Source organism: Microbacterium sp. R86528, from assembly GCF_044596335.1.
Classification (GTDB): domain Bacteria; phylum Actinomycetota; class Actinomycetes; order Actinomycetales; family Microbacteriaceae; genus Microbacterium; species Microbacterium marmarense.
The window spans coordinates 1,845,996-1,868,911 of sequence record NZ_CP138996.1; the positions used below are offsets into that span (position 1 = coordinate 1,845,996).

The 22,916-nt window shown below is 62.7% G+C and carries 24 protein-coding genes and 1 pseudogene; 4 read left to right on the forward strand and 21 right to left on the reverse strand.

What is annotated here, in order from left to right:
• Positions 1–41 precede the first annotated feature (41 nt).
• The 10 genes from SJY18_RS08610 to SJY18_RS08655 all read right to left on the reverse strand — a co-directional run bounded on the left by SJY18_RS08610 (position 42) and on the right by SJY18_RS08655 (position 9,692).
• Positions 42–806 (reverse strand): TIGR03943 family putative permease subunit, encoded by a 765-nt coding sequence (locus tag SJY18_RS08610; protein WP_396667257.1) that lies wholly within the window; start codon positions 804–806, stop codon positions 42–44.
• On the reverse strand, positions 799–1,779 hold the full coding sequence (locus tag SJY18_RS08615; RefSeq protein ID WP_396668899.1) for a permease: 981 nt from the start codon (positions 1,777–1,779) through the stop codon (positions 799–801). The genes SJY18_RS08610 and SJY18_RS08615 overlap by 8 nt, the downstream gene beginning before the upstream one ends.
• 28 nt (positions 1,780–1,807) lie before the next feature.
• Positions 1,808–2,218, reverse strand: a complete 411-nt coding sequence (locus tag SJY18_RS08620) for a Fur family transcriptional regulator (protein WP_396667258.1) — start codon at positions 2,216–2,218, stop codon at positions 1,808–1,810.
• A gap of 50 nt (positions 2,219–2,268) precedes the next feature.
• Positions 2,269–3,138 carry a metal ABC transporter permease gene (locus SJY18_RS08625; RefSeq protein WP_396667259.1) on the reverse strand — a complete coding sequence of 290 codons (870 nt, stop codon included), beginning with the start codon at positions 3,136–3,138 and terminating at the stop codon, positions 2,269–2,271.
• Positions 3,135–3,956, reverse strand: a complete 822-nt coding sequence (locus tag SJY18_RS08630; RefSeq protein ID WP_337336641.1) for a metal ABC transporter ATP-binding protein — start codon at positions 3,954–3,956, stop codon at positions 3,135–3,137. The genes SJY18_RS08625 and SJY18_RS08630 overlap by 4 nt, the downstream gene beginning before the upstream one ends.
• Complete coding sequence (locus SJY18_RS08635; RefSeq protein ID WP_396667260.1) at positions 3,953–4,960, reverse strand: metal ABC transporter solute-binding protein, Zn/Mn family; 1,008 nt, start codon at positions 4,958–4,960, stop codon at positions 3,953–3,955. The genes SJY18_RS08630 and SJY18_RS08635 overlap by 4 nt, the downstream gene beginning before the upstream one ends.
• 68 nt (positions 4,961–5,028) lie before the next feature.
• Positions 5,029–6,411 (reverse strand): dihydrolipoamide acetyltransferase family protein, encoded by a 1,383-nt coding sequence (locus SJY18_RS08640; protein ID WP_396667261.1) that lies wholly within the window; start codon positions 6,409–6,411, stop codon positions 5,029–5,031.
• A 20-nt stretch (positions 6,412–6,431) separates the two neighbouring features.
• The gene (locus SJY18_RS08645) at positions 6,432–7,406 is read right to left on the reverse strand and encodes an alpha-ketoacid dehydrogenase subunit beta (protein WP_396668900.1); all 975 of its coding nucleotides are present in this window, start codon (positions 7,404–7,406) and stop codon (positions 6,432–6,434) included.
• A 5-nt stretch (positions 7,407–7,411) separates the two neighbouring features.
• Positions 7,412–8,575, reverse strand: coding sequence for a thiamine pyrophosphate-dependent enzyme (locus SJY18_RS08650; RefSeq protein ID WP_337336645.1), 1,164 nt, complete (start codon positions 8,573–8,575; stop codon positions 7,412–7,414).
• 10 nt (positions 8,576–8,585) lie between these two features.
• Positions 8,586–9,692: a histidinol-phosphate transaminase gene (locus SJY18_RS08655; RefSeq protein WP_396667262.1), complete on the reverse strand. Its 1,107-nt coding sequence runs from the start codon at positions 9,690–9,692 to the stop codon at positions 8,586–8,588.
• A 44-nt stretch (positions 9,693–9,736) separates the two neighbouring features.
• Here SJY18_RS08655 and SJY18_RS08660 point away from each other — a divergent pair, with 44 nt between their 5' ends.
• Entirely contained in the window at positions 9,737–10,129 is a 393-nt protein-coding gene (locus tag SJY18_RS08660; RefSeq protein WP_337336647.1) for a phage holin family protein, read from the forward strand.
• Here SJY18_RS08660 and SJY18_RS08665 read toward each other — a convergent pair.
• Entirely contained in the window at positions 10,101–11,483 is a 1,383-nt protein-coding gene (locus SJY18_RS08665; RefSeq protein ID WP_396667263.1) for a hypothetical protein, read from the reverse strand. The genes SJY18_RS08660 and SJY18_RS08665 overlap by 29 nt on opposite strands.
• Positions 11,480–11,767: a hypothetical protein gene (locus SJY18_RS08670; RefSeq protein ID WP_337336649.1), complete on the reverse strand. Its 288-nt coding sequence runs from the start codon at positions 11,765–11,767 to the stop codon at positions 11,480–11,482. The genes SJY18_RS08665 and SJY18_RS08670 overlap by 4 nt, the downstream gene beginning before the upstream one ends.
• A 172-nt stretch (positions 11,768–11,939) precedes the next feature.
• Between SJY18_RS08670 and SJY18_RS08675 the strand changes: the two genes are divergently transcribed.
• Together SJY18_RS08675 and purB are read left to right on the forward strand one after the other, a co-directional pair.
• On the forward strand, positions 11,940–12,446 hold the full coding sequence (locus tag SJY18_RS08675; protein WP_337336650.1) for a low molecular weight protein-tyrosine-phosphatase: 507 nt from the start codon (positions 11,940–11,942) through the stop codon (positions 12,444–12,446).
• A gap of 38 nt (positions 12,447–12,484) precedes the next feature.
• The gene (purB, locus tag SJY18_RS08680) at positions 12,485–13,867 is read left to right on the forward strand and encodes an adenylosuccinate lyase (RefSeq protein ID WP_396667264.1); all 1,383 of its coding nucleotides are present in this window, start codon (positions 12,485–12,487) and stop codon (positions 13,865–13,867) included.
• Between the two features lie 10 nt (positions 13,868–13,877).
• Here purB and SJY18_RS08685 read toward each other — a convergent pair whose 3' ends face one another.
• The 5 genes and pseudogenes from SJY18_RS08685 to SJY18_RS08705 form a co-directional block, all read right to left on the reverse strand.
• Positions 13,878–14,207 (reverse strand): amino acid transporter, encoded by a 330-nt coding sequence (locus SJY18_RS08685; RefSeq protein ID WP_396667265.1) that lies wholly within the window; start codon positions 14,205–14,207, stop codon positions 13,878–13,880.
• Positions 14,204–14,941, reverse strand: a complete 738-nt coding sequence (locus SJY18_RS08690; RefSeq protein ID WP_396667266.1) for an acyl-CoA synthetase — start codon at positions 14,939–14,941, stop codon at positions 14,204–14,206. The genes SJY18_RS08685 and SJY18_RS08690 overlap by 4 nt, the downstream gene beginning before the upstream one ends.
• A 91-nt stretch (positions 14,942–15,032) precedes the next feature.
• Positions 15,033–15,776: an alpha/beta fold hydrolase gene (locus SJY18_RS08695; RefSeq protein WP_396668901.1), complete on the reverse strand. Its 744-nt coding sequence runs from the start codon at positions 15,774–15,776 to the stop codon at positions 15,033–15,035.
• 177 nt (positions 15,777–15,953) lie between these two features.
• A pseudogene (locus SJY18_RS08700) lies at positions 15,954–16,310 on the reverse strand (pyridoxamine 5'-phosphate oxidase family protein); the annotation flags it as partial.
• Between the two features lie 78 nt (positions 16,311–16,388).
• Entirely contained in the window at positions 16,389–16,676 is a 288-nt protein-coding gene (locus SJY18_RS08705; RefSeq protein WP_337337632.1) for a metal-sensitive transcriptional regulator, read from the reverse strand.
• A gap of 210 nt (positions 16,677–16,886) precedes the next feature.
• Here SJY18_RS08705 and SJY18_RS08710 point away from each other — a divergent pair, with 210 nt between their 5' ends.
• Complete coding sequence (locus SJY18_RS08710) at positions 16,887–18,182, forward strand: L-fuconate dehydratase (RefSeq protein ID WP_396667267.1); 1,296 nt, start codon at positions 16,887–16,889, stop codon at positions 18,180–18,182.
• A gap of 72 nt (positions 18,183–18,254) precedes the next feature.
• Here the strand turns inward: SJY18_RS08710 and SJY18_RS08715 are convergent, their stop codons facing one another.
• The 4 genes from SJY18_RS08715 to dnaB all read right to left on the reverse strand — a co-directional run bounded on the left by SJY18_RS08715 (position 18,255) and on the right by dnaB (position 22,915).
• On the reverse strand, positions 18,255–18,944 hold the full coding sequence (locus SJY18_RS08715; RefSeq protein WP_337336655.1) for a FadR/GntR family transcriptional regulator: 690 nt from the start codon (positions 18,942–18,944) through the stop codon (positions 18,255–18,257).
• A 78-nt stretch (positions 18,945–19,022) separates the two neighbouring features.
• Entirely contained in the window at positions 19,023–20,963 is a 1,941-nt protein-coding gene (locus SJY18_RS08720) for a clostripain-related cysteine peptidase (protein WP_396667268.1), read from the reverse strand.
• Between the two features lie 143 nt (positions 20,964–21,106).
• Positions 21,107–21,445, reverse strand: coding sequence for a TraR/DksA C4-type zinc finger protein (locus SJY18_RS08725; RefSeq protein WP_337336657.1), 339 nt, complete (start codon positions 21,443–21,445; stop codon positions 21,107–21,109).
• Positions 21,446–21,541: 96 nt separating this feature from the next.
• The gene (gene dnaB, locus SJY18_RS08730; protein ID WP_337336658.1) at positions 21,542–22,915 is read right to left on the reverse strand and encodes a replicative DNA helicase; all 1,374 of its coding nucleotides are present in this window, start codon (positions 22,913–22,915) and stop codon (positions 21,542–21,544) included.
• Position 22,916 lies beyond the last annotated feature (1 nt).

Sequence of the window (22,916 nt, forward strand, 5' to 3'; positions counted from 1 at the left end):
GGCGCGTGGACCTTTCGGCACGGTGCGGCGGCGGTGGCGAACTAGAACTCATAGGGAATCTCGGGCTCGTCGATCTCTTCGATACTGGTGGGCTCGATCGCAAGCTGCCCGTCTGAGGTTGAACGCACCGTTCCGGTGACCGTCACCCATTGCCCGGTTTCGGGAATCTCAGCGTTTGACGCGATCGAGACACTCGCCGGCTGCGCATCGATGACGCAGTGCGTGATCACCAACCGGGTGATGTCGAAATCGCCGCTTTCGCTCGGTGTCACGAACCCGGTGAGTTCGACCGCGTTCCCATCAAATGCATCGGGGTTGGTGGCGGTTGCGAACACACTCGCCCACTCGCCGACACCGAACGAGTCCGTGTCGCCGGTCGCCGCAAGGGTCACGATGTCGCTTCCCGCGAACAGCGGTGCGGCACCGACGTCGCGAGAGATGGCGATCTCTGCAGACAGCGAAGCGGGAGCCAGTCCGAGCGTGAGCAAGACGACTCCGGATGCTGCCACGCCCCCAACGACCGTTGCGGCAACTGCCCCCGGGTGCGGCGCGTGCGAGTGTGCACCCTCATCAGCATCGTGGCCATGATCATGGCCGTGGTCGCTCTCAGCACCAAGCGGCAACGCAAAAGAGGCGACCGTACCAATGAGCACGATGAACGCCATCGACACCGCAAACCACGTCGAATCGGGGTTGATGTAGAGCGCGAGCCGGTCAGTGAACGCCAGGCTCAGCGTCACGACGGAAAGAATGGCGGCAAGCCCGACCCCGAGCCACCGGGTGCTGAGCGCCTCGAGCTTAGGCAAGAAGATTCACCACCGTTCCGATGGCAAAAGCTGCGAGCAGCACGACCACGACAACTCCGGCCAGAGTTCGGGTCGTGAAGGTGGTGCGCATGAGCGCGAGCATCTTCACGTCAACCAGTGGGCCCACGAGCAAGAACGCCACCAACGAGCCGGGCGTGAATGTCGAAGCAAACGAGAGTGCGAAGAATGAGTCGACGTTCGAGCAGATCGACACCACCATCGCAAGCGCCATCATGGCGACGATCGACAGCGCGGGGTTTGAACCGATTGCGAGCAGCATGTCACGTGGCACGATGACCTGCACCAGTCCGGCGAGCGCCGAACCGATCACAAGAGCCGGCATCACGGCGCGAAGTTCCACGACAAACTGGGCGAGTGTTTTGCGGCCCTTTCCGCCAGTCTCGTGCGTGACCATCTCGCAGGTGTCGCGAAAGCGATCGGTCAGGAGCGCATCAGGCGATGGGTGCCGACTGTAGAGCCAACCGATGAGGTTGGCGATCGCGAAGCCGCCGAGCAGGCGTGCGATCAGAATGCCGTCGTCCATCCCGAAGGCCTGATGGGTCGTGATGATGACGATCGGATTGACGATCGGCGCGGCGATGAGGAATGTCATCGTGTCCGACACCGAGAAACCTCGCATGAGCAGACCCCGCGCGAAGGGCACATTGCCGCACTCGCACACCGGAATGAACATGCCCAGCAGTGACAGCACCGCCCGCCGCGCCCACGCCCGCCGCGGCATCCATCTTTCGATCATGCCCGGGGGAATCCACACCTGCACCACGATCGAAAGCACGACACCGAGCGCGACAAAGGGCATCGACTCGATCAGCACGCTGATCGACAGCGTCAGAGCGTCTTGGGCCCGGGTTGAGAGTGGGTCGCTGAAGAGCGTCGGCACGAATGCGTCGATCACAAAGAGCGCGGCGACAGCCAGCACTCCAATGCCCAACGCAACGACGGTGCCCCGCACGCCCGAAGACGCGTCGACCCGTCGGGTGTCAGTGATCGACACGCTCGCCTTGCGCCTGGGTGCACGAGGCGCAGAGTCCGAAGATGTCGACGATGTGCTCGGCCGCGGTGAATCCGTGCTTCTCGGCGGTCGTGCGCGCCCACTGCTCGACGGCGGTCGCTTCAATCTCGACAGTGCGCCCGCAGTTGCGGCAGATCAGATGGTGATGGTGGCCACTCGACACGCAGGCGCGATACAGCGCTTCGCCGTCAGGACTCTGCAGCGAGTCGGCTCCGCCATCGGCGGCAAGCCCGGCAAGCGCGCGATACACGGTGGCAAGTCCGATGCCAGTGTTCTCGTCGCGAAGGGTGGCGTGAAGCCCCTGTGCGCTGACGAACCCGCCAGCATCAGCGAGTGCTTCGCGCACGCGTTCGCGTTGCCAGGTGTTGCGCTGAGCCATTGTCGGAGTCTACCGGCGCGTACCCGAACCATTGCTGGACGAATACCGAGTCATTTGGCGATCTTCGCAATCGTCACGCGATCTCGTCGAGCCCCGATGATGCGGCAGACCACGTAGATGAGAAACGACAGCGTGGTGATGTAGGGGCTCACCGGAAGGGTGCCAGCGATGGCGAGCAGAATGCCGCCGACTGCTGAGACGAACCCGAACACGGCCGACAGAAGCGGCACGCTTAGCGAGCCTGATGCCACACGCATGGCTGCAGCCGCGGGCGTGACAAGCAGGGCCATCACCAACAGCGCACCGATGATGTGAACCGCGACGGCCACCGTCAGCCCCAGCAGCAGCATGAACCACAGCGATACGCCGGTCGTCGGCACGCCACGAGCCGCCGCTGACTGCGGGTCGAGTGAGTCGAACCTGAGCGGTCGCCACACCAGCAGCAAAGCGATCAACACGAACGCGCTGATGCCGATCAACCAGCCGAGCTGACTCGATTGCACTGAGACGATCTGCCCGGTGAGCAGGCTGAAACTGCTCGCGCTGCGACCGTCGTAGAGCGCCAGAAACAAAATTCCGAGACCGAGGCCGAATGGCATCAGCACGCCGATGATCGAGTTGCGGTCGCGCGCGCGGGCGCCCAGCCAGCCGATGATCGCCGCGGCGACGAGCGAACCGGCGATCGAACCGCTGACGACATCAGCACCGATCAGCAGCGCAGCAGCGGCACCCGCGAATGAGAGCTCGCTGATGCCATGCACAGCGAATGCCATGTCGCGCTGAATCACGAAGACCCCGATGAGACCTCCGATCAGCCCGAGAACGGCACCCGCCCACACGGAGTTGGAAACCAACGCGAGAATTTGCCCGTAGTAGGGCAACCCGCCAAAGAGTGCATCGTAGATCGCGTCCCAGTTCACTCGTGCACCTCGTCACCGTGATGGTGGTGGTGTGAGTCCTCGGCGTCGGGTGCGCCCACGACGACCAAGCGGTGTCCGGCGCGAAGAACGAACACGGGTGCCCCGTAGAGAGCGCTGAGCACAGTGGAATTGAGAACTTCTTCTGGAGTGCCGAGCGTGAACCGTCCCTGGGCGAGATACAGAACGCGATCCACCTGGTGCAGCAACGGATTGATGTCGTGTGTCACGAGCATCACGGCAGCGTTGTGCTCGGTGCGGTGCTTGTCGATGAGCGAGACCACCGCTTGCTGATTGGCCATGTCAAGGCTCGTCAGCGGTTCGTCGCACAGCAACAAGCCCGGGTCGTCGGCAAGGGCCTGGCCGACGCGCAGCCGCTGCTGTTCGCCGCCCGACAGCATTCCGACAGGGCGGTCGGCGAACTCGGCGGCACCCACAGCCTCGATCAAGGTGTCAACGCGGGCCCTCTCGCCGCGACGCGGAATCGGGAGTCCGAATCGATGCCCACTGACGCCGAGAGCCACAAGATCCCGTCCGCGAAGCGCAGTATCTGGCGGCAACGGTCGAGACTGCGGAATGTAGCCGATCTCTCGGTTTCCTTTGCCGCGCACCACCTCGCCAGCGACCGTGACGGTGCCTTCACTCAGCTCTTCGAGACCGAGGATCGCGCGAAGCAGGGTGGTCTTGCCCGAACCGCTCGGCCCGAGCACAGCGATCATCTCACCGGCGTGAACCGTCAGGTTGAGGCCAGCCCACAGCTCTCGCCCGTCACGCCTGAGTGCAGCATCCCGAATTTCGAGCGCAACTGGCTCCTGGCTCACGAATCGAGCGCTGCCGCGAGGTTCTCGATGTTCTCCTGCATCCACGAGATGTAAGTCTGGCCCTCCGGGAGCGTTTCCGAAAACGCGACGACCGGAATAGCTTCTTTTTCGGCTTCTGTGACAACTTGTGCCGTTTCGGCGCCGCCGGTCTGCGTGTTGGTGATCATGACGCTCAGCTCGCCATCGGTCACTATCGAGAGCGCCTCAAGCAGGGTTGCCGGGGCGACATCTTGCCCCTCTTCGACCGCTTCACTGAACTCGGACGGGGTCACATCTTCAAGCCCGGCCGCGATCACCAGGTAGCCTCCGACGGGCTCGGTCAAGAATGCTTCGTCCCCAGCGTGTGCGGCGTCGATTTCTTCTAGTGACTCTTCGAGCCCTTCGATTTCGTCGTGAAAAGCTTCGGCGTTGGCCGTAAAGATCTCAGCGTCGTCTGGGCTGATCTCGCCGAGCTCTTCGGCGATAGCGTCGGCGACGTACGCCATGGTGTGCGGGTCGTACCAGACGTGCTCGTTGAAGCCTTCGATGTGATCGTGACCAGCGTGGTCATCTTCATCGGCGTGCTCTTCGTCTTCCTCGTCGTGGTCGTGATCGGAGTGATCTTCCTCACCCTCCTCAGTCGGCCACGAATGCGAGAACTCTGCCGCCGTGATGACGTGCGCCTCAGAGCCGCTGGCCTCAACAAGGGAATCCATGAACGAGTCGTATCCGCCGCCGTTTTCGATGACCAGGTCGGCCTGCTCAACGGTCAGCTGATCGCGCGCGCTCGCCTCGAAGGAGTGCGGGTCTTGAGCAGCATTCGTGACGATCGAGGTGACTTCCACCAGGTCTGCGCCCACTACCTCAGCGATCTGCCCATACACGTTGGTCGACGCGACCACGGTGATCGCATCTGTCTCAGAGTCAGAAGTTGCGTCTGAGGTGGTGCTCGCGCAACCAGAAAGGACGAGAGCGGATGCTGCACCGAGACCGAGCAACACGAGGGGGCGAGAGGGCGTCTTCATGCCGCAATCGTACTTCTATTGATAATGGTTATCAAATCCGTTAAAGAGGATCTGATGTCAGCTCAGGATCAGTCGAGCAGCAGAGCCGGCTCTTCGAGGATCGATGCCACGTCGGCGATGAAGCGGCTCATGCCGTCACCATCGATGACCCGGTGATCGAAAGAGCCAGCGACCGTGGTAACCCAGCGTGGCCGCACCTCACCGTCAACCACCCAGGGCTTCTGGCGAATTGTGCCCAGCGCCACGATTCCGGCCTCACCCGGATTGATGATCGGGGTGCCCGCGTCCATTCCGAAGACGCCGATGTTCGTGATCGTGATCGTGCCGCCCTGCTGATCGGCAACCGACGTCTTGCCCTCGCGTGCCGTCAACACCAGCTTTTCCAGCGCGCGCGCGAGCTCGCGCATCGACATGTCTTGCGCATCTTTGATGTTGGGCACGAGCAGGCCCCGAGGCGTGGCAGCGGCGATGCCGAGGTTCACATAGCGGCGCACCGTGATCTCGGCCGCTCCATTCTCGCCATCAACCCAGGCGGCATTGACCATCGGCGTGCGCTGCGCCGCCCACACCACGGCACGAGCCATGATCAGCATCGGCGAGACTTTGATATCAGCGAAGTCCGTCGAACTCTTCAGCCGCTTGACCAGTTCCATCGTGCGTGACGCGTCGACGTCGGTCCACACACTCACATGAGGTGCCGAGTACGCAGACTGCACCATGCCTGACGCCACAGCTTTGCGAACACCCTTCACGGCAAACGTCTCTTCTCGCTCGTCGCCGTTGGCAACGGTGCGCTCAGGTTCTGTCGTGCGCGCGGGTGCCGGGCGCGGCGACACTGGAATCGACTCCTCGCGCACGTCACCCCACTCAGGTGTCTCGATGTTGCGGAAGACGCTGGCCTGTGACGCGTGGCGCAAGACATCGTCACGAGTAACTTCTCCCGCAGCGCCTGTCGGAGTCACCGCAGCAAGCTCCACGCCGAGGTCGCGGGCGAGCTTGCGAATCGGGGGCTTCGCCACGACGCCCACCGACGACGTAACCCGTTCTTGAGCTGACGCGACCGGCTTGCGGCGACGCGATTTCACCTGTCCCCCGGTGCCGTACCCCACGAGCACAGCACCACCACCCTCATCTTCTGCGGGCGTTGCTGGTTCACCGTGCTCGCTCTGACCGATCGTGGCGGGTGACGCAGCGGCATCCACCACTGCGACGATCGTGATGATCGCATGTCCCACACTCACCGTCTCGCCTTCGGCTGCCAGAAGTGTGCCGACCGTGCCGGCAAAGGGCGAGGGCAGTTCGACGAGTGACTTGGCCGTTTCGATCTCGACCAGCACATCATTCACAGCGACGGTGTCACCAGGGGCAACGCGCCACTGGACGATCTCAGCTTCGGTAAGTCCTTCACCGACGTCGGGAAGAACAAAGGTCGATTCTGCGGGAGTGCTCATCGGTGTCTCCTCAGACAGTGTCAGTAGGCCAGCGCGCGGTCGACCGCTTCGAGAATGCGGTCAGCATCGGGAAGGAACTTTCCCTCGAGCTTGGCGGGAGGAAAAGGTGTGTCGAACGCTGAGACGCGCAACACCGGCGCCTCAAGGGCATAGAACGCCCGCTCCATCACCGTCGCGGCGATCTCGCTGCCGACCGAGGTGAAACCGGGCGCCTCTTGGGCATAAACCATGCGGCCGGTCTTTCGGACGGATTCGAGGATTGGCCCGTAGTCGACCGGCGACAGCGAGCGAACGTCAACGACCTCGCAACTCGTGCCCTCAGATTCGGCCAAAGCTGCTGCCTGCAACAGCGTCGTCACCATCGCACCGTGACCCACAAGAGTCACATCGGTGCCGCGCCTGACGATGCGAGAGGCGTGCAGGGGCACTGAACGCGCGGTGAGATCGACCTCACCCTTCTGCCAGTACTTGCTCTTGGGCTCAAGAAAGATCACCGGATCAGGCGAGCGAATCGCATCTTGGATCATCCAATACGCATCGTTCGCGGTCGACGGTGAAACGACCCGCAGACCCGGCGTGTGCGTGAAGTACGCTTCGGGGCTCTCTTGGTGATGCTCGATTGCGCCAATGTGGCCGCCGTAGGGAATGCGGATGACGACCGGCATCTGAATCGCGCCCTCGTGGCGATAGGTCAGCTTGGCGAGCTGCGACGTGATCTGGTCGAACGCGGGAAAGACGAAGCCGTCGAACTGAATCTCGCAGACGGGTCGAAACCCGCCCATGGCAAGACCGATTGCTGTTCCCACGATGCCCGATTCGGCAAGAGGCGTATCAAGCACGCGACGCTCTCCGAACTCCGCCTGAAGCCCCTCCGTCACACGAAAAACGCCACCGAGCTTTCCGATGTCTTCGCCCATCAGAATGACGTGATCGTCTTCTGACATGGCCGCGCGCAGCCCGGCGTGTAGAGCACGGCTGAGGGGCATGGTGGTCATCTCGCTCATGACGCATCTCCTTCTAGGGATGCTTCATACTCGGCGAGCCACGTGCGTTGTTCTTCAATCAATGGGTGTTTTTCCGAGTAGACGCTGTCGAAGATCATTGACTGCTCAAGTCCGCCCAGCTCGTTTGTTCGAACGCGGATGTCATCGGCGACGGCAGCGCATTCGGCCTCAACGTCATCGAAGAATGCGTCGGCCGCGCCGCGTGAGCGCAGGAAGGCACGCATGCGCACCATGGGGTCGCGTAGCTGCCACGACTCTTCTTCGGCCGCCGTGCGGTACTTCGTAGGGTCATCGCTGGTGGTGTGCGCGCCGAGCCGGTACGTCATGGCTTCGATGGCCCGGGGGCCCGCTCCGGAGCGCGCCTCATCGAGTGCTCGGCGCGTTACGGCATAACTTGCGATGACGTCGTTTCCGTCGATGGGGATCGAGGGCATGCCGTATCCCTCACCGCGCTTGTAGAGCGGTGAGCGAGACTGCGTGGCGACGGGCACTGAGATCGCCCACTGGTTGTTCTGCAGAAAGAACACCTCGGGCGTCTGATAGCTCGCGGCGAACACCATAGCCTCGTGCACATCGCCCTGGCTCGAAGCGCCGTCACCGTAGTAGACGATGACAGCTTCATCACGGTCAACGTCGCCGCTACCGCAGCGGTCATCGAATACGAGGCCCATGGCGAGCCCGGTAGCGTGCAACGTCTGCGACCCGAGCACCATCGTGTAAATGTGCGTGTTGCCGTTCTTCGGGTCTGTCGGATCCCATCCGCCGTGGGTGAGTCCACGCATGATGCGAATGATGTGAATGGGGTCCACCCCTCGAATGCGCGCTACTACATGCTCGCGATACGAGGGAAAGAGGTGGTCCTGTGCACGCGCTGCCCGCGCCGAACCGACCTGCGCAGCTTCTTGCCCATAGCTCGGTGGCCAGAGTGCGAGCTGACCCTGTCGCTGCAGATTCGTCGCTTGCACGTCGAACGCGCGAATCTCAGCCATATCGCGATACAGGCCTTCGAGCTCAGCATCGCTCAAAGAGTCGACGAGGTCTAGATATGGCTCTGCCGCTGGCGTGGGCGCAAACGACCCGTCCGCGGCGAGAATACGCACGATCCCGGGAGCCTCGGGGATCGCTGGGGCGTCAGTGGTCAACGATTCTTCAGACGTCACGGCTCTAACGCTACCGTCGGCCCCGATGAGCGGCTGGGAGGGCTCCAACAATGGATTCGGCGATTCGTAAGACCTTGCCTACAGATTCCTCCTCGCCGACGCTGATGCGAATGCCTTCACCGGCGAAGGGGCGAACGATCAGTCCCGCCGCTTCGAAGGCCTCAGCGGCCGCCATCGTCTCGTCGCCGGTGGCCAGCCAGACGAAGTTGCCTTGCGCGTCAGGTACGCGCCAACCTATCTCGCGAAGACCTGCGGCGAGGCGATCCCGACGCTCAGCGATCACCGCAACACGTGCCCGCAGTTCGGTCTCGACGTCGAGGCTCGCCAACGCAGCCGACTCCGCGTGAGCGGTGACCGAGAGCGGAATGCCGGTGCTGCGCGCGGTATCGAGAATTCTCGAATGACCGACCGCGTACCCAATGCGCAGGCCTGCCAAACCCCATGCCTTGGAGAAGGTGCGCAGCATCACGACGTTTGGATGGGTGCCTCGTGCAAGTACGAGAGTTCCGTCGACCGCGCCTGGCGCTGTCACGAATTCGGCGTATGCCTCGTCAAGAATGATCAGTACGTCACTCGGGATCTGCGCGGCGAAGTCGTCGAACTCTGCCTGCGTCACAGCCGGGCCGGTCGGGTTGTTCGGCGTGCAGACGATGATGGCCCGCGTGCGGTCAGTGACGGCGCTTGCCATCGCGGGCAGGTCGTGGCGAGCGTCTTCGGTAAGCGGCACCTGCACGCCGACCGCACCGGGAACCACCGTCAGCCATGGGTACGCCTCGAACGAACGCCACGCGTAGATGACCTCGTCTCCCGCTGCGGCGGTGGCGAGTATCAACTGCGACAGAATCGACACGCTGCCAGCAGCCACGTGCACTTCGTCAGAGGTCACCCCGAAGCGCGCGGCGAGGCGCTCGCGCAGTCGCCTAGCCGTGGCATCGGGGTACCGGTTGACGGCGCTTTCGGCGCGCAGTGCTTCAGCTACGCCTGGCAACGGATCGAACGGGTTCTCGTTGCTTGAGAGCTTGAAGGCGTCGCCGCTAGCTTGCCGACCCTGTTTGTAGGCGGGGAGGGCTGCGATCTCGGGGCGGACGCGGACGGGGATATCTGCAGCGTCGGTCACCTGCTGAGTCTACGAGTCCGCTGGCATGCGAGACTATCCGCACTATGAGCTTCTTCATCCGCATCATTGTGAACGCGTTCGCTATCTGGGTGGTGACCCTTATTCCCGCCCTCCAGGTGAGCGTGATTCCCTTCGCCCCCGGCGACACTCTGCAACTTGTGCTCACCCTGCTGCTGGTGGCGTTCATCTTCGCGCTGGTCAACATGATCATCGGCACCGTCATCAAAGTGCTGGCGTTCCCGCTTTACATCCTCACTCTGGGTCTCATCGGTCTTCTCATCAACGGATTCTTGCTCTGGTTCAGCGCATGGATTACCGAGTTCTGGGACTTCGGTCTGCGTGTCGAGGACTTCTGGTGGGGCGTAGTTGCGGCGATCATCATCACCCTCATCAACTGGTTCTTCGGCATCATTCTTCGTCCCCAAGAGAAGCAGTAGCGCCCTCGGAACCGGCCCGCGTCGCCGCGAACTCGGTGACCTCAACCGTGGTCGCGTGTGCGAGCTCCTCAAAGACCTCGCTCAACTGATTCACCCGCGGGTCAGCGGAAGCGTCAAGCATCGTCGCCGTTTCGACGTAGCTCGTCATCTGGTGAGATGGAATGCCCAGGTCGTCCGTGCCAGCCAAAGGATGCGCCTCGCGTTCCGCGATGAAGCTGCCAGGGGCGCCCACCGACTCCATGAAACCCCCACCGGCGAGCGCAGCAACCGGGTCATCGGTGTGTCGAATCCCGACGCTCAACGTTGATGAGCCCACATCTGCCTCGACTGGTGAGCCGAAGTTCACGAGTGTGCGGGTGCTGTACTCGCTCTCGAGGGCAAGATGACTGGTGATCATCGCGCCCTGCGAATGACCGAACGCGTGCACGACGTCACCCGGGCGTGCACCCGCAGCACGCAGCGCGGATTCGGTGGCGTCGTATGACGCGGAGCGCGATCCACTGTAGAGCTCGACGTTCGAGCGGGAGTCCCACGGCTCCGTAGCGCTCACCGCCATCGTGCGCGTGCCCGAGACGTAGACGGCGAACTGTCGAGTTCCATCAGCCATCGTGTACTTCTCGACCCTGACCTGGCTCGCCCCGGTGCGGGGTATGCGCTCCGCAGCACTGGTGAGGCTCGTCGGCGCAGCAGCAGACGGTTGCTTCGAAGCAGCCACCTGCACAGGCTGCGCCGATCCGTTCAGCGTCACGTCACTTTGCACTCGACCCCACCCGCCAACACCGGTGAGCGCAGCGAAGCCAATGGCGGTGCCGCCCACGGCTACGCCGCCTACCGCGGCCGCAAGCAGGTCAGCGCCTCGAGCGGTATCGAATAGCCCGCCGAGGTCGTAGCCTGCCTCGGTTGCTTGACGTACGAGGTCGCCGGGCCAGAGCACGGCACGTTCGAACTCGGCCAGACGAGCACGTTCCATCGCTTCGGGATGCTGCGCCATCAACGCGGCCCGCTGTTTCTCGATCGCCGACACAGCACCGTCGTCGCCCGCCCAGAGCGCCACCGTATGGCGCGCATTCAGCTCAACCAGCTCGTAGACGGCCGCCGCGGCCCGCAGATCTGCGGCGATCCTCTCGCCACGCGCGGCGGCATCAGTCAATCGCGCCGTCAGCAGCGCGAGCGTCGACAATGCCACCCCCGCGTATTGCCGCTGGGCGAAGAGCATGTTCTGCAAGCTGCCCACGCGTGCGCAGATTCGGCTGAGTTCGTCGGAAGCGACGATGAAACGTGCGGCGGTCTCTCGAAGCGTGGCAGTGTCGACTTCAACTGCTCCGCCACCTCGAATGTCGAGCTCGCCGCTCACTCGCACGCCCACGCGGCGTAGGCGGCATGTTCATGCGCGCGTCGCACATCACCCACGCCCTCATATGCGAGCACGCCGAGCCGGCTGAGGTCGTGTGCCCAGTCCTCAGCCATCAGGTGAAACGCCGTTGCTGTCTTGGACTGCCACTGCGTTGCGGCATCCAGCGCGCGTGCTTGCACAAGCGCGGTGCAAAGCGGAGCGATGATCGACTCCAACTCCCGCACCACAATCGCCAACTGATCGGTGGCGGTAGCGGCAGGAGAACAGGGCGCTTCAACGAACATGACGTTTATCTTTGTTGCCGCGTGCGCGGCAGCATCCACCCCTGCTCGAGATGTGAACGCGGCCGGTCTGCCTTGGCGGTGGGGAGGAGCGAAGTCCTCGATTCACCCGAATGCCCGTCGTATCGTGACCGCGACTCGATGAAAGCGCGCCAACAGGGCCAGAATGGAAACTATGACCGCGAGTGCCGCCGAGCCTTTCCGCGTCGTCTTCGTCTGTACCGGAAACATCTGCCGATCGCCTATGGCTGAGGTGGTATTTCGCAAGGTCGCTGACGATGCTGGCTTGGGTGCGCGAGTGGCATCAAGCAGTGCAGGAACCGGCGACTGGCACGTCGGTGAGCAAGCTGATCAGCGCACGCTCGACTCGCTCGCTCGAGCGGGCTTCGATGGCAGCCACCACCGGGCGCGGCAGTTCACCCATGCCGATTTCGCGCACAACGACCTGATCGTGGTGCTCGACCGAAGCCACGAGCGCATTTTGCGCGGATGGGCGCGATCCGACGCAGATGCAGACAAGATCGTGCTGCTGATGTCGTTCGACGACCCTGCTACCTCGGTGGATGTGCCTGACCCGTACTACGCGGGGCCCGGATTGTTCGATGAGGTCCTCGGTATGATTGAAAGCGCGAGCCGGTCTCTCTTCCGGCAACTCGAACCTGCGATTCGTCCGGTGCGCTGATACCGGCTATCGCCTCAATGCGCTTCGACGGGAGCACCGTGTCCTCTCTCCCCCCTCAGCCCCTCAGCCCGCTCGATGGTCGCTACCAGTCCGTCGTCACCGGTCTCGCTGACTACCTTTCAGAGGCCGGCCTCAACCGTGCCCGCGTCGAGGTAGAGGTCGAGTGGCTCGTAGCCCTCACCGACCGCTCGCTGTTCGGAACAGCACCATTGGCTGACGACGATAAAGCCCGTCTACGCGCGCTCTACCTTGAGTTCGGACAGGCTGAGATCGACTGGCTCGCCGACAAAGAAGCGGTCACCCGACACGATGTGAAGGCTGTCGAGTATCTGGTGCGTGACCGGTTGTCGACGCTCGGTCTCGACTCGATCGCCGAGCTGACGCACTTCGCCTGCACCAGCGAAGACATCAACTCGACCGCCTACGCCCTCACTGTGCAACGTGCGGTGCAACGGGTCTGGTTGCCTAAGTTGCACGCTGTGATCGAGGCGCTCGCGCAGCTCGCTGTCGAGCACCGGGATGCTGCGATGTTGTCGCGCACGCACGGTCAGCCCGCGACCCCCTCGACGATGGGCAAAGAGATCGCCGTGTTCGCGTGGCGTCTCAAGCGGGTGGCCGCGCAGATCGAAGGCGGGGAGTACCTCGCGAAGTTCTCTGGCGCGACCGGCACATGGTCTGCACATCTCGCCGCAGAACCTGATGTGGACTGGCCCGAGCTCTCTCGTTCGTTCATTGAAAGCCTGGGCCTGGGATTCAACGTGCTCACCACGCAGATCGAGTCGCACGACTGGCAGGTGGAGCTCTACGATCGCGTGCGTCACGCCGGTGGCATTCTGCACAACCTCGCAACCGACATCTGGACATACATCTCTGTCGGCTTCTTCACCCAGATTCCGGTTGCCGGCGCCACTGGCTCGTCGACAATGCCGCACAAGATCAACCCGATTCGCTTCGAAAACGCCGAGGCGAACTTCGAGATTTCAGGTGGACTGCTCGCAACGCTGTCGCAGACCCTTGTGACCTCTCGTATGCAACGCGACCTCACCGATTCGACGACGCAGCGCAACATCGGGGTCGCTTTCGGCCATTCCCTGCTGGCTCTCGACAATCTTGCGCGCGGCCTGCGCGAAATCTCTCTTGCCGAGACTGTGCTGTTGGCCGATCTCGACGCAAACTGGGAAGTTCTCGCCGAAGCGATCCAGACTGTCGTGCGCGCCGAGATCGCTGCCGGTCGCTCACAGATCACAGATCCCTACGCGCTGTTGAAAGAACTCACCCGCGGGCGCCGTGTGGGAGCGGTGGAACTGGCAGAGTTTGTGCGCGGCCTCGATATTGGCGATGCCGCCAAGGAGCGACTTCTCGTTCTGACGCCGGCTACGTATGCCGGTCTCGCGTCACAACTCGTGGACGAGCTCTCGTAGCGGCGAGCGCCTACGCCTTCGGATCGGCGTCGCCTTCGACGTCGTCAGTCGATTCTTCATCGGGCAGCAAGACCGGCTTTTCGAGCGGTTTGGTGAACTCGGTGGGATCAATGGCGAGCAGCAATAGCGACACCACGAGCAGCACTGCGATGAATGAAACACCCGCCACCACGAGTGCGGTGACGATTGCGACCTGTGCGTCACTGCCGGGGCGGTCTTGAAAGAAGCCCATCGATACCAGAGTGACGACTCCCGCGAACAGTGCTGCGGCGAACGCGAGACCCAGCAGCTGCACCGGCTTCATGAGGTCGCGACGGGTGGTGGGCTTGTCGTCAGTCACGCGGGGTCCTTCTGTTCGACGGGCGCAGAATCCGCCGCTTCGGTAGTTGTTGGCGTGGCGGCACGCGGCGAAAAGCCAGCGATTGCGAGGTACACGGCCACGATTGCCGCGTAGGCGCCGAACACACCCACACCAACGACAATGCCGGTGAGAGTGAATGTCTGGCCCGCTTGGTCGATCGTGTAGTCGAGCGCAAACTCCGGGCGCACGAACAACAGTGCCGTGGCGAAGATCAGCGTGAGCGTGCCGATCACTACTCCGTCTCGTGCCTCGCTCTTAGCTGCAGGATGCTGCGCAGCGAGCGCCGCAGCGGGCGCAACGCGCTGCTCGACGCCACCAATGGTGGGCGCGGCACCCGGTGTGCGCGCATTGCGCAACGCTCGCGTCCCCGCGAGCGTCTCAATCAGTCCGCTGGCGATGGCCCACGTGATGACGAGCACAAGATAGCCGACAGCCGTGCGCGCGGGAGCAATGCTTCCGACCATGCCGGCAACGAGGGCGGCGATGCCCAAAAGCACAGACGGCCAGCGTGCTCCGGCCGGATAGACCAACCACACCGACAGCAAGAACACCATTCCTGTGGCCACAGCAAATCCGCTGAAGACCGTCGTGCCGATGAGCGCCGAATGGTCGGGGGAGAAGGTGATCATCACCGCCGCAATCGCCGCGAACGCGGCACGAGCGAGTTGCACGTGCCGCACTTCGAACGTGGGAATACGGGCTGGTGATGTCAAGGGAATCCTGCGGAGATCTCGGGCCTGCAATCGCAGACGAATGGTGCAAGTCTAAGTCGTGTCGCTGGGAGCGACCGCCTAGCGCGAATTGCTATTGGGAGAGGAAAGACAGCGCCTGCTCGCGAAAGTCGCGTGACCCAGGCGTGTTGAAGTGGTGACGATCGGGCACGGGCGCAAAAATCCCCTGCGGCGTGGCATCGGCGAGCAACCGCGAACGCTCGAATATTGCGTCCTCCGTTCCGGTGGCAAACAGCACCGGTTGCGTGGGAGGATTCGCGGGATCCGGATCGCTGTCGGCGAGACGCATTCCTTCCGCGAGGGCGATCAATGCCTTGATGTCGTTGCCGACCACGCGTTCTGCGAGCGTTACATAGTTCTTGGTCACCGGATCCTCCACCGCAACTCCGTTCTCGGCGTACGCTCGCGCCTGCTCGATCTGCAGGCGTGCCAACGGTCTGCCGTCTGGAATGCCGCCCAGAACCGCGCGTGAAACGTGTTGCGGTGCATCGACGGCAAGCTGCCAGCCAACGCGCGCGCCAAGCGAATAGCCGACAAGTGAGACGTCGTCGAGCAGATACGTGTCTAGCACCGTGAGCAGATCACCGACGAGTGACGGCATCGTGTAGACGCGAGCCTCGTGCGGCTTCTCGCTCGCTCCGTGTCCGCGCTGATCGACAGCAAGAACACGGAAGCCGGCGCGGGTGAGGTCACGCACCCATCCCGTGCTTACCCAGTTGTCGCGTGAGCTCGACGCGAAGCCGTGCACGCAGAGCACGGTCTTGGCGTCGGTGTCTCCCCAGCTATACGTCGCGATGCGAATTCCGTCTCCCGACATCACAAATCGCGGGTCTGGAACTTCGGTGATCAGACGCGACGACGCCTTCGGAGTGGCCACTGCGCTTCGCGGCTTCGAGCGGCGCTCGTCTCGCGGCGTGCTCGTGGCCGGCGCGCTCGGGGGCGGCGTCTTTGGCGGTGAAGCAGCCCTCAATGTCGGTGAGCCCATCAGTTTCTTCGGCGCGATGCGAATCACCACGCGCTTCGGGTTCGGCTGCGGTTGGCGATACCTCGCTGAGTAGAGCTCCACCGCGCGGGCAACGGCTTCTGGATCCCGTTCAATCGTGGCATCACCGGCGATGCTCAGCCATTGGGGCCCTGCGACCTGCCCGACCGTCGCGCGCGGGTCGCGTTCGATGTTGCGCACCTTCTGAGTGCCATCGCTCGTGATGATGCGAACGACCCCGTCCGCGACCGTGAATCCGACGGCCACTACGTGCAAACTGCCGTCGGGCGCGACGGTAGAGAGCGTAGCAAGGTGATAATCCTCGATCAGCTTGCGTCCATCGTCGCTGAGCGCAGCATCCAGATCCATCGATTCCTCCCCGCGCGCCTGTTTGGCGCCTCTCGCACGACGCTATTACACGGGAGCGGCTGCGGGCCGGGGAATGTCCTAGGCGAGAGTCAGAAAGAGCTTCTCGAGCTCCTTCACCTGGGTGTCAGAATCGGCATCCGTATCAGCAAGACACTCTTGCATCGCGGTGGAGATCACAAGGAACCCAGCACGATCGATCGCTTTTGACACGGCCGAGAGCTGTTGCACAACATCGCGGCAGTGCGCTTCGCTTTCGACCGCGGCGATAACTGCGGCCAGTTGGCCCTGGGCACGCTTCAGCCGGTTTGCGATCTTGCGCTGCGCGTCAGGATCGTGCACGGCGGGGGAACTGCTCTCTGGGGGCATTTCAGCATCCTCTCGGTTGTCGAGCACCTCTCCAAAATACCCTAAGGGGTATAGATTCGGGCGGCCCTAGAGAGTATTCGCGCCTCTTTGCGCTCATTGAGCCGTAGAGATCCCATGAAAACGGGAATCGGTTTGATGGAATGATTCCTTTTGGGTTAGGTTGATACCTATACATCCGATGTTTACTCATTGGCATGTGGAGAGGAAGACATGGCTGTCATCACCAACGTCGTCACACACGACATCCGGTTCCCCACGTCGCTGAGCCTCGATGGCTCCGACGCGATGAACCCCGACCCCGACTATTCCGCTGCGTACGTGGTCATCGAAACCGACGCGGCCGACGGTCTCGAAGGGCATTCGTTCGTATTCACGATCGGACGCGGCAATGACGTCGAAGTTGCCGCGATCAACGCGCTGCGCGATCACATTCTCGGGCTAGACATCGACGAACTGCTCTCAGATATGGGTGCCGCATCTGCGCTGCTCAACCACGATTCACAGCTGCGCTGGCTGGGCCCCGAAAAGGGCGTCATGCACATGGCGATCGGCGCGGTCGTCAATGCCCTCTGGGATCTTCGCGCCAAGCGCGCGGGCGAGCCGCTCTGGCTCCACCTGTCGAAGCTCACGCCCGAAGAAATCGTCTCGATCGTCGACTTCCGCTATTTGACGGACGCGATCACGCCGGACGAAGCGTTGCAGATTCTGCGCGCCGCTGAGCCAGGGCGCGAGGAGCGTATCCAGAATCTGCTCGACTCTGGGTACCCCGGCTACACGACGACGCCCGGCTGGCTCGGGTACTCCGATGAGAAGCTGGCGCGCCTGTGCAAAGAAGCCGTCGCGGATGGCTTCGGGCAGATCAAGCTCAAAGTGGGCGCCGACCTCGACGACGACATTCGTCGCATGAGAGTTGCCCGCGCATCGGTGCCGGCCGGCTTTCCCATCGCCATCGATGCGAACCAGCGCTGGGATGTCGCAGATGCGATCGAGTGGGTGCAATCCCTCGCCGAGTTCGAGCCGGCATGGGTGGAAGAGCCCACGAGCCCCGACGACATCTTGGCGCACGCTGCGATCGCCCGCGGCATCGCACCGATTCGCGTCGCAACCGGCGAGCACGTGCAGAATCGCATCGTCTTCAAGCAGATGTTGCAGGCAGGGTCGCTATCGGTGATGCAAATTGATGCTGCGCGCGTCGGTGGGGTCAACGAGAACATCGCGAACCTGCTTCTGGCTGCCAAGTTCGGGGTGCCGGTGTGCCCCCATGCCGGCGGCGTCGGGCTGTGCGAGGCAGTGCAACACCTCTCGATGTTCGACTACGTCGCGGTGAGCGGTGAGATGGAAGGGCGAATGATTGAGTTCGTCGATCATCTGCACGAGCACTTCATCACACCGACGGTGATTCGCGACGGTCAGTACATTGCGCCCACCACGCCGGGTGCAGGAACAGAGATGCTCTCGACCTCGATCGAGGAATTCACCTGGCGCGGACAACCCGCCAGTGCGTGACTCTTGAGCGCGTAGCGCGGCTGGGCTCAGCGGGGGTGGCTTCAGCCATCTCCGCTGAGCCAAAGCCTGGCGTTACGCCACATCGTCCGGGGGCGTCGCGTCGCGCAACCATTCCTCAACACCGCTGACGTGCGTGAGCATGCGCGCCGCGGCAAGTTCGGGGTCGCCTCGACGAAGTGCTGCGAGAATCGCGCTGTGCTCGTCGATGGTTCGCCTCGCGGCACCCTGCTGAGTGATGCCGCGCCAAACTCTCGCGCGCACAGTCCCCCCTGAAATCGACTCCACAAGCCGCGCCAAGTACTCATTACCCGATGCATCGACGATGCCCTGGTGAAACGCCACATCGTGACTTACAAGCTCTTCGATAGAGCCCTCAGCATCGGTCTCATCTATTTGAAGCTGAAGCGAGTCGGCTATCTCATCGGTCATGTGCAAGGCGGCCAGTGATGCCGCCGCAGGCTCCAGGATGCGACGCACGCCGAAGATCTCCACGAGTGAGTGGTCCGCGTGAAGATCAACGACGAAACTCAGCGCTTCGAGCAGCAGGCGCGGTTCGAGGCTGGTGACGTACGTGCCATCGCCGCGCCTGACGTCGAGTACGCGCATCACCTCGAGCGCTTTCACCGCTTCGCGTAGCGAGTTGCGTGAGAGGCCCAGGCGCTCCCCGAGTTCCTTCTCTGGTGGCAGTCGGGCGCCGGGTCCGAGTTCTCCCGACGTGATCATTTCTTTGATCCGAAGAATCGCTTCGTCAGTGACAGCCATACCGCAATGATATCCAGACATCGGATCTCTTTTGGGGCGAGGAGGAGGCGAGCGAAAACCGCCCGCAGAGCCTAGCCGTCAGGGGATGTCCACCTCGACGCTCACCGTATCGGCCTGCTGTCCGTAGTCTTGCACGTCGGCGTCGAGAACGAGCGTCGTGCCAGGCTCAAGATAGTTCAGCGCATATTCGATAGCCGGCAGATCTGCCGAGATGCCGTCGTCATCGGTACGTTCATATTCCCACTGCTCATCGTCGACCAGCACGAGCGCGACCGGGTAGATCCAGCCATCGCTATCTGGAACCAACGCCCCATAGGTGCCCGAATCGTCAAGAAGATAGAAGTCCTCCTCGAGAATCGTGTCGTCGTCATCGACGATGATCGACAGTAGCGCGTCTTGAATGACATCATCGTCGGGTGAAACGTACTCGAGCGGAACGTCGATCGTTCGATAGCCGGTCTCGGGGTCAGTCGTCACGTCCTGATATACGTCGATCTCGCTTTCGCCATCGCTGAGCGTCATGTAGGTGAGGTCGTAGTCAACGCTCATCGATGCGCGGTCGACGCCAACCGACAAGGGCACAGCCATCTCGGCCACATAGACGATGTCGTCGCCGTCGCGGTATCCCACCGACACGGTCGAGCTGATCACCGCAGCTGCTGCAGCCGCCGGAATTGAAGCCGTGAATGATACGCCAGCGTCGCTGAAGCTGACGTCGGTCGCGGTTTCGTCGTCTTCGAAGCTGGCTCTCATCTCCACGGCGAGCTCGCGGCCACTCTCGAAGAACGCTGACAGCACGCCTGGCCAGGCTGGCACGTCCTCGAGAGTCAGATAGTCAGACAGAAAGTACTGTTCAACTTCAGGAAAGTAGATCGACAGGCCAGAGGCCGAGTCGGTTGCGGGTCCTGTCGTCTCTGCGACGACAATCGCCTCGAGTGACGCCGTCACCGCGTCGGCAGCGTCGGCAACCTGAGCGCCCCCAGACTCAGCGAGGTTTTCCACGTAGCTGCCGAGATCTATTTGGTCAGTAGCAAGTTCTGGATCGGGATTGCGACCAAACTCGAGAATGCCCGACTGGGCCCTCGCCATCGTGGGCCCGAGCCCGTCAGGATCCGCTTCGTAGGCACCTGCGAGCTGGGCAACGGCAGCTTGAAGTTCGGTCACTTCAGACAGATCGAGGAGGGCGAGCGTGATGTCTGATCCCGTCCCCCATTCGTCAGCTTGCAGGGCGTACCCATCAATGAGGGCGGTGCCGAGATCAGTGGCAGTTGTCGTCTGCGGGCCATCCGTGAGCACAGCCAGCTCTTGGTAGTTCCAGCCGTGTCCTGGTTCGAGCTCCTGCGACGCGAGCATGAATTCGGCGTGCAACGACATGATGCTCGCGACCTCGTAGGTGGCCATGAGGCAGGCGTCAAACCCGACGAAATCCAGAGCCTCGATTCCCGCGCGTTCGAGACCGTCGCTCAAGCCCTCATTCATCTCGGGAAGCGTGAGGACATCGAAGTCGTTGGTCTCGTCTGGCCCCATTCCCGGCCATCCAGCGCCATGATCCCAAAGAACGAGTCCGTAGTGATCGGCGGGAAACTGCATTGCGGTGTCGGCCACGAAGTCGGCGAGCGTTTCAGGATCACCCATGTTCAACTCGCCGGGCTCATCGACGATTTGCAGGTGGTCTTCTTCCACCCGGAAGGCCACGGTGTCTTCCCAATCGGCGAGATCGACCGCCGGGTCGTCAGAGTAGTCGGGGCTGCGATCCACCAGGGCGACGATATTCACGTCATCGGTCGAGCCGACTGACGCCATCTCAGCGAGATCGTCGAGCGCGAACGGTTCGAGGTCGGTGTCGGCGATCATGTAGACCATGAGCGTCCAACTGCCAGCCTCGCGCACCTCGCTGTCGCTCGTGGCCTCATCGCCGTCGGGTCCAGATGAGGTGACCGCGATGAGCACCGCGAGCCCCACGAGCACGACGGCGAAGATCGCCCCCAATGTCCACCACCGCAGTCTTGTATTGCCCATTCGCTCATTATGTCGGCGCGTCCTGCCGCTCGCAGACGAGAAGCCGCCGATCCGTCAGTTTCATTCGAATCACATGAAATTCTGCATCGCCGGTGTCGTTGCCTCGCCCTGGGCGACCGCCAGGTTGCGGTGTGTGGCGACCCCTACTTCGCCGCGCAGTTGACACAGCGCAGAGCCGCAGGACGGGCCTCAAGCCGCGCCGCCGGAATATTGCGCCCGCAGCCGATGCACACGCCGTAGGTGCCGGCTTCAGCTCGCGCGATTGCAGCAACCAGGTCGTCGAGCTCGGCCGCCGTCGCGACGCGCAGACCTTCGAGTCTCGACCATTCACCCGACAGCGTCGCACCGTCAGGGTCGTGCTCATCGTCGGCGGCATCGGCGCCGCGCTCTTGTCGCAGAAGGTGCATCTCTGCCTCCAGCCGCTCTCTGCGCTGCTGGGCCTCGAGCCAGTTGCGACGCAGTTGCTCCGACGGTCCGGTCATGGTGCAAAGAGTTTCATACTGGTCCCGTCTTAGCAGCGGGTTCAGGCACACCCGAGGCGAACGCCGCCATCAGGGTGCGAAGGTGCGAGTGCACATCTACCCGAAGTCGCCCGGGGCCATGTCGGTGAAGCGGGAGAAGTGGCCTTGGAACGCCACGGTGAGTGTGTCGGTGGGTCCGTTGCGGTGCTTGGCGATGATGAGGTCGGCCTCGCCCGCGCGAGGACTGTCTTTTTCGTAGGCCGCTTCGCGGTGGAGCAACACCACCATGTCAGCATCCTGCTCGATCGAGCCCGACTCGCGAAGGTCGCTCAGTGCCGGCTTCTTGTCAGAGCGCTGTTCGGCACCACGATTCAACTGCGAAAGCGCGACGACCGGAACACCGAGCTCCTTAGCGAGCAGCTTCAGTGCACGCGAGAACTCAGACACCTCTTGCTGGCGGGATTCCACTCGCTTACCGCTCGTCATCAGCTGCAAGTAGTCGATGATGACCATCTTCAGACCGACGCGCTGCTTGAGCCGGCGACACTTGGCGCGAATCTCAACCAGCGTCATGTTGGGGGAGTCATCAATGTAGAGCGGTGCATCGTTGATGCGGCCGCGCGTCGACGCGATGGTCGTCCAATCGCGGGAGTCGAGCGTGCCCTTGCGCATCGACTGCAGCGGGATCGATCCCTCGGCACTCATCAAACGCATGGCGATCTCGCTACGGCCCATCTCAAGAGAGAACACGATTGTGGGCATGTTGTTTGCGATTGCTGACGAACGGGCGAAGTCCAGTGCAAGCGTCGACTTACCCATGGCCGGACGAGCGGCGATGATGATCATCTGGCCGGGGTGCAAACCGTTTGTGAGCTGGTCAAGACCCGAGAACCCGGTCGGGATGCCGGTCATCTGACCGTCGCGACCGCGAGCGGCTTCGATCTCTTCAACCGCCGCGTCGACGGCAGTCGTCAGTGGTACGTAGTCTTCGGTCGCTTCAGCACCGTTGACCGAGTAGATCTCGGCCTGTGCGTTGTTGACGAGGTCTAGCGCTTCGCCCTCGCCCGAGTACCCCAACTGCACGATACGAGTGCCCGCGTCAACGAGACGACGCAACAGAGCCCGCTCAGAGACGATCGACGCGTAGTAGCCGGCGTTGGCCGCTGTCGGGACGATCGAGGTAAGGGTGTGAAGGTAGTCGGCCCCGCCGGCACGCTGCAGTTCACCGGTCTTGATCAACTCGTCGGTGACGGCGACCACGTCGGTGGGCTCGCCGTGCGAATACAGCGTCAACACGGCCTCGAAGATCAGTTCATGCTTCGGGATGTAGAAGTCCGTGCCGCGCAGGGACTCGATAACGTCAGCGACGGCGTCTTTCGAGAGCAGCATGCCCCCGAGCGTGCTCTGTTCTGCGAGAACGTCGTGGGGCGGCGTGCGCTCAAAGTCTCGGGGCTTGCCGAGGCGATCCTCGGAGATGTCCGCAATCGACATA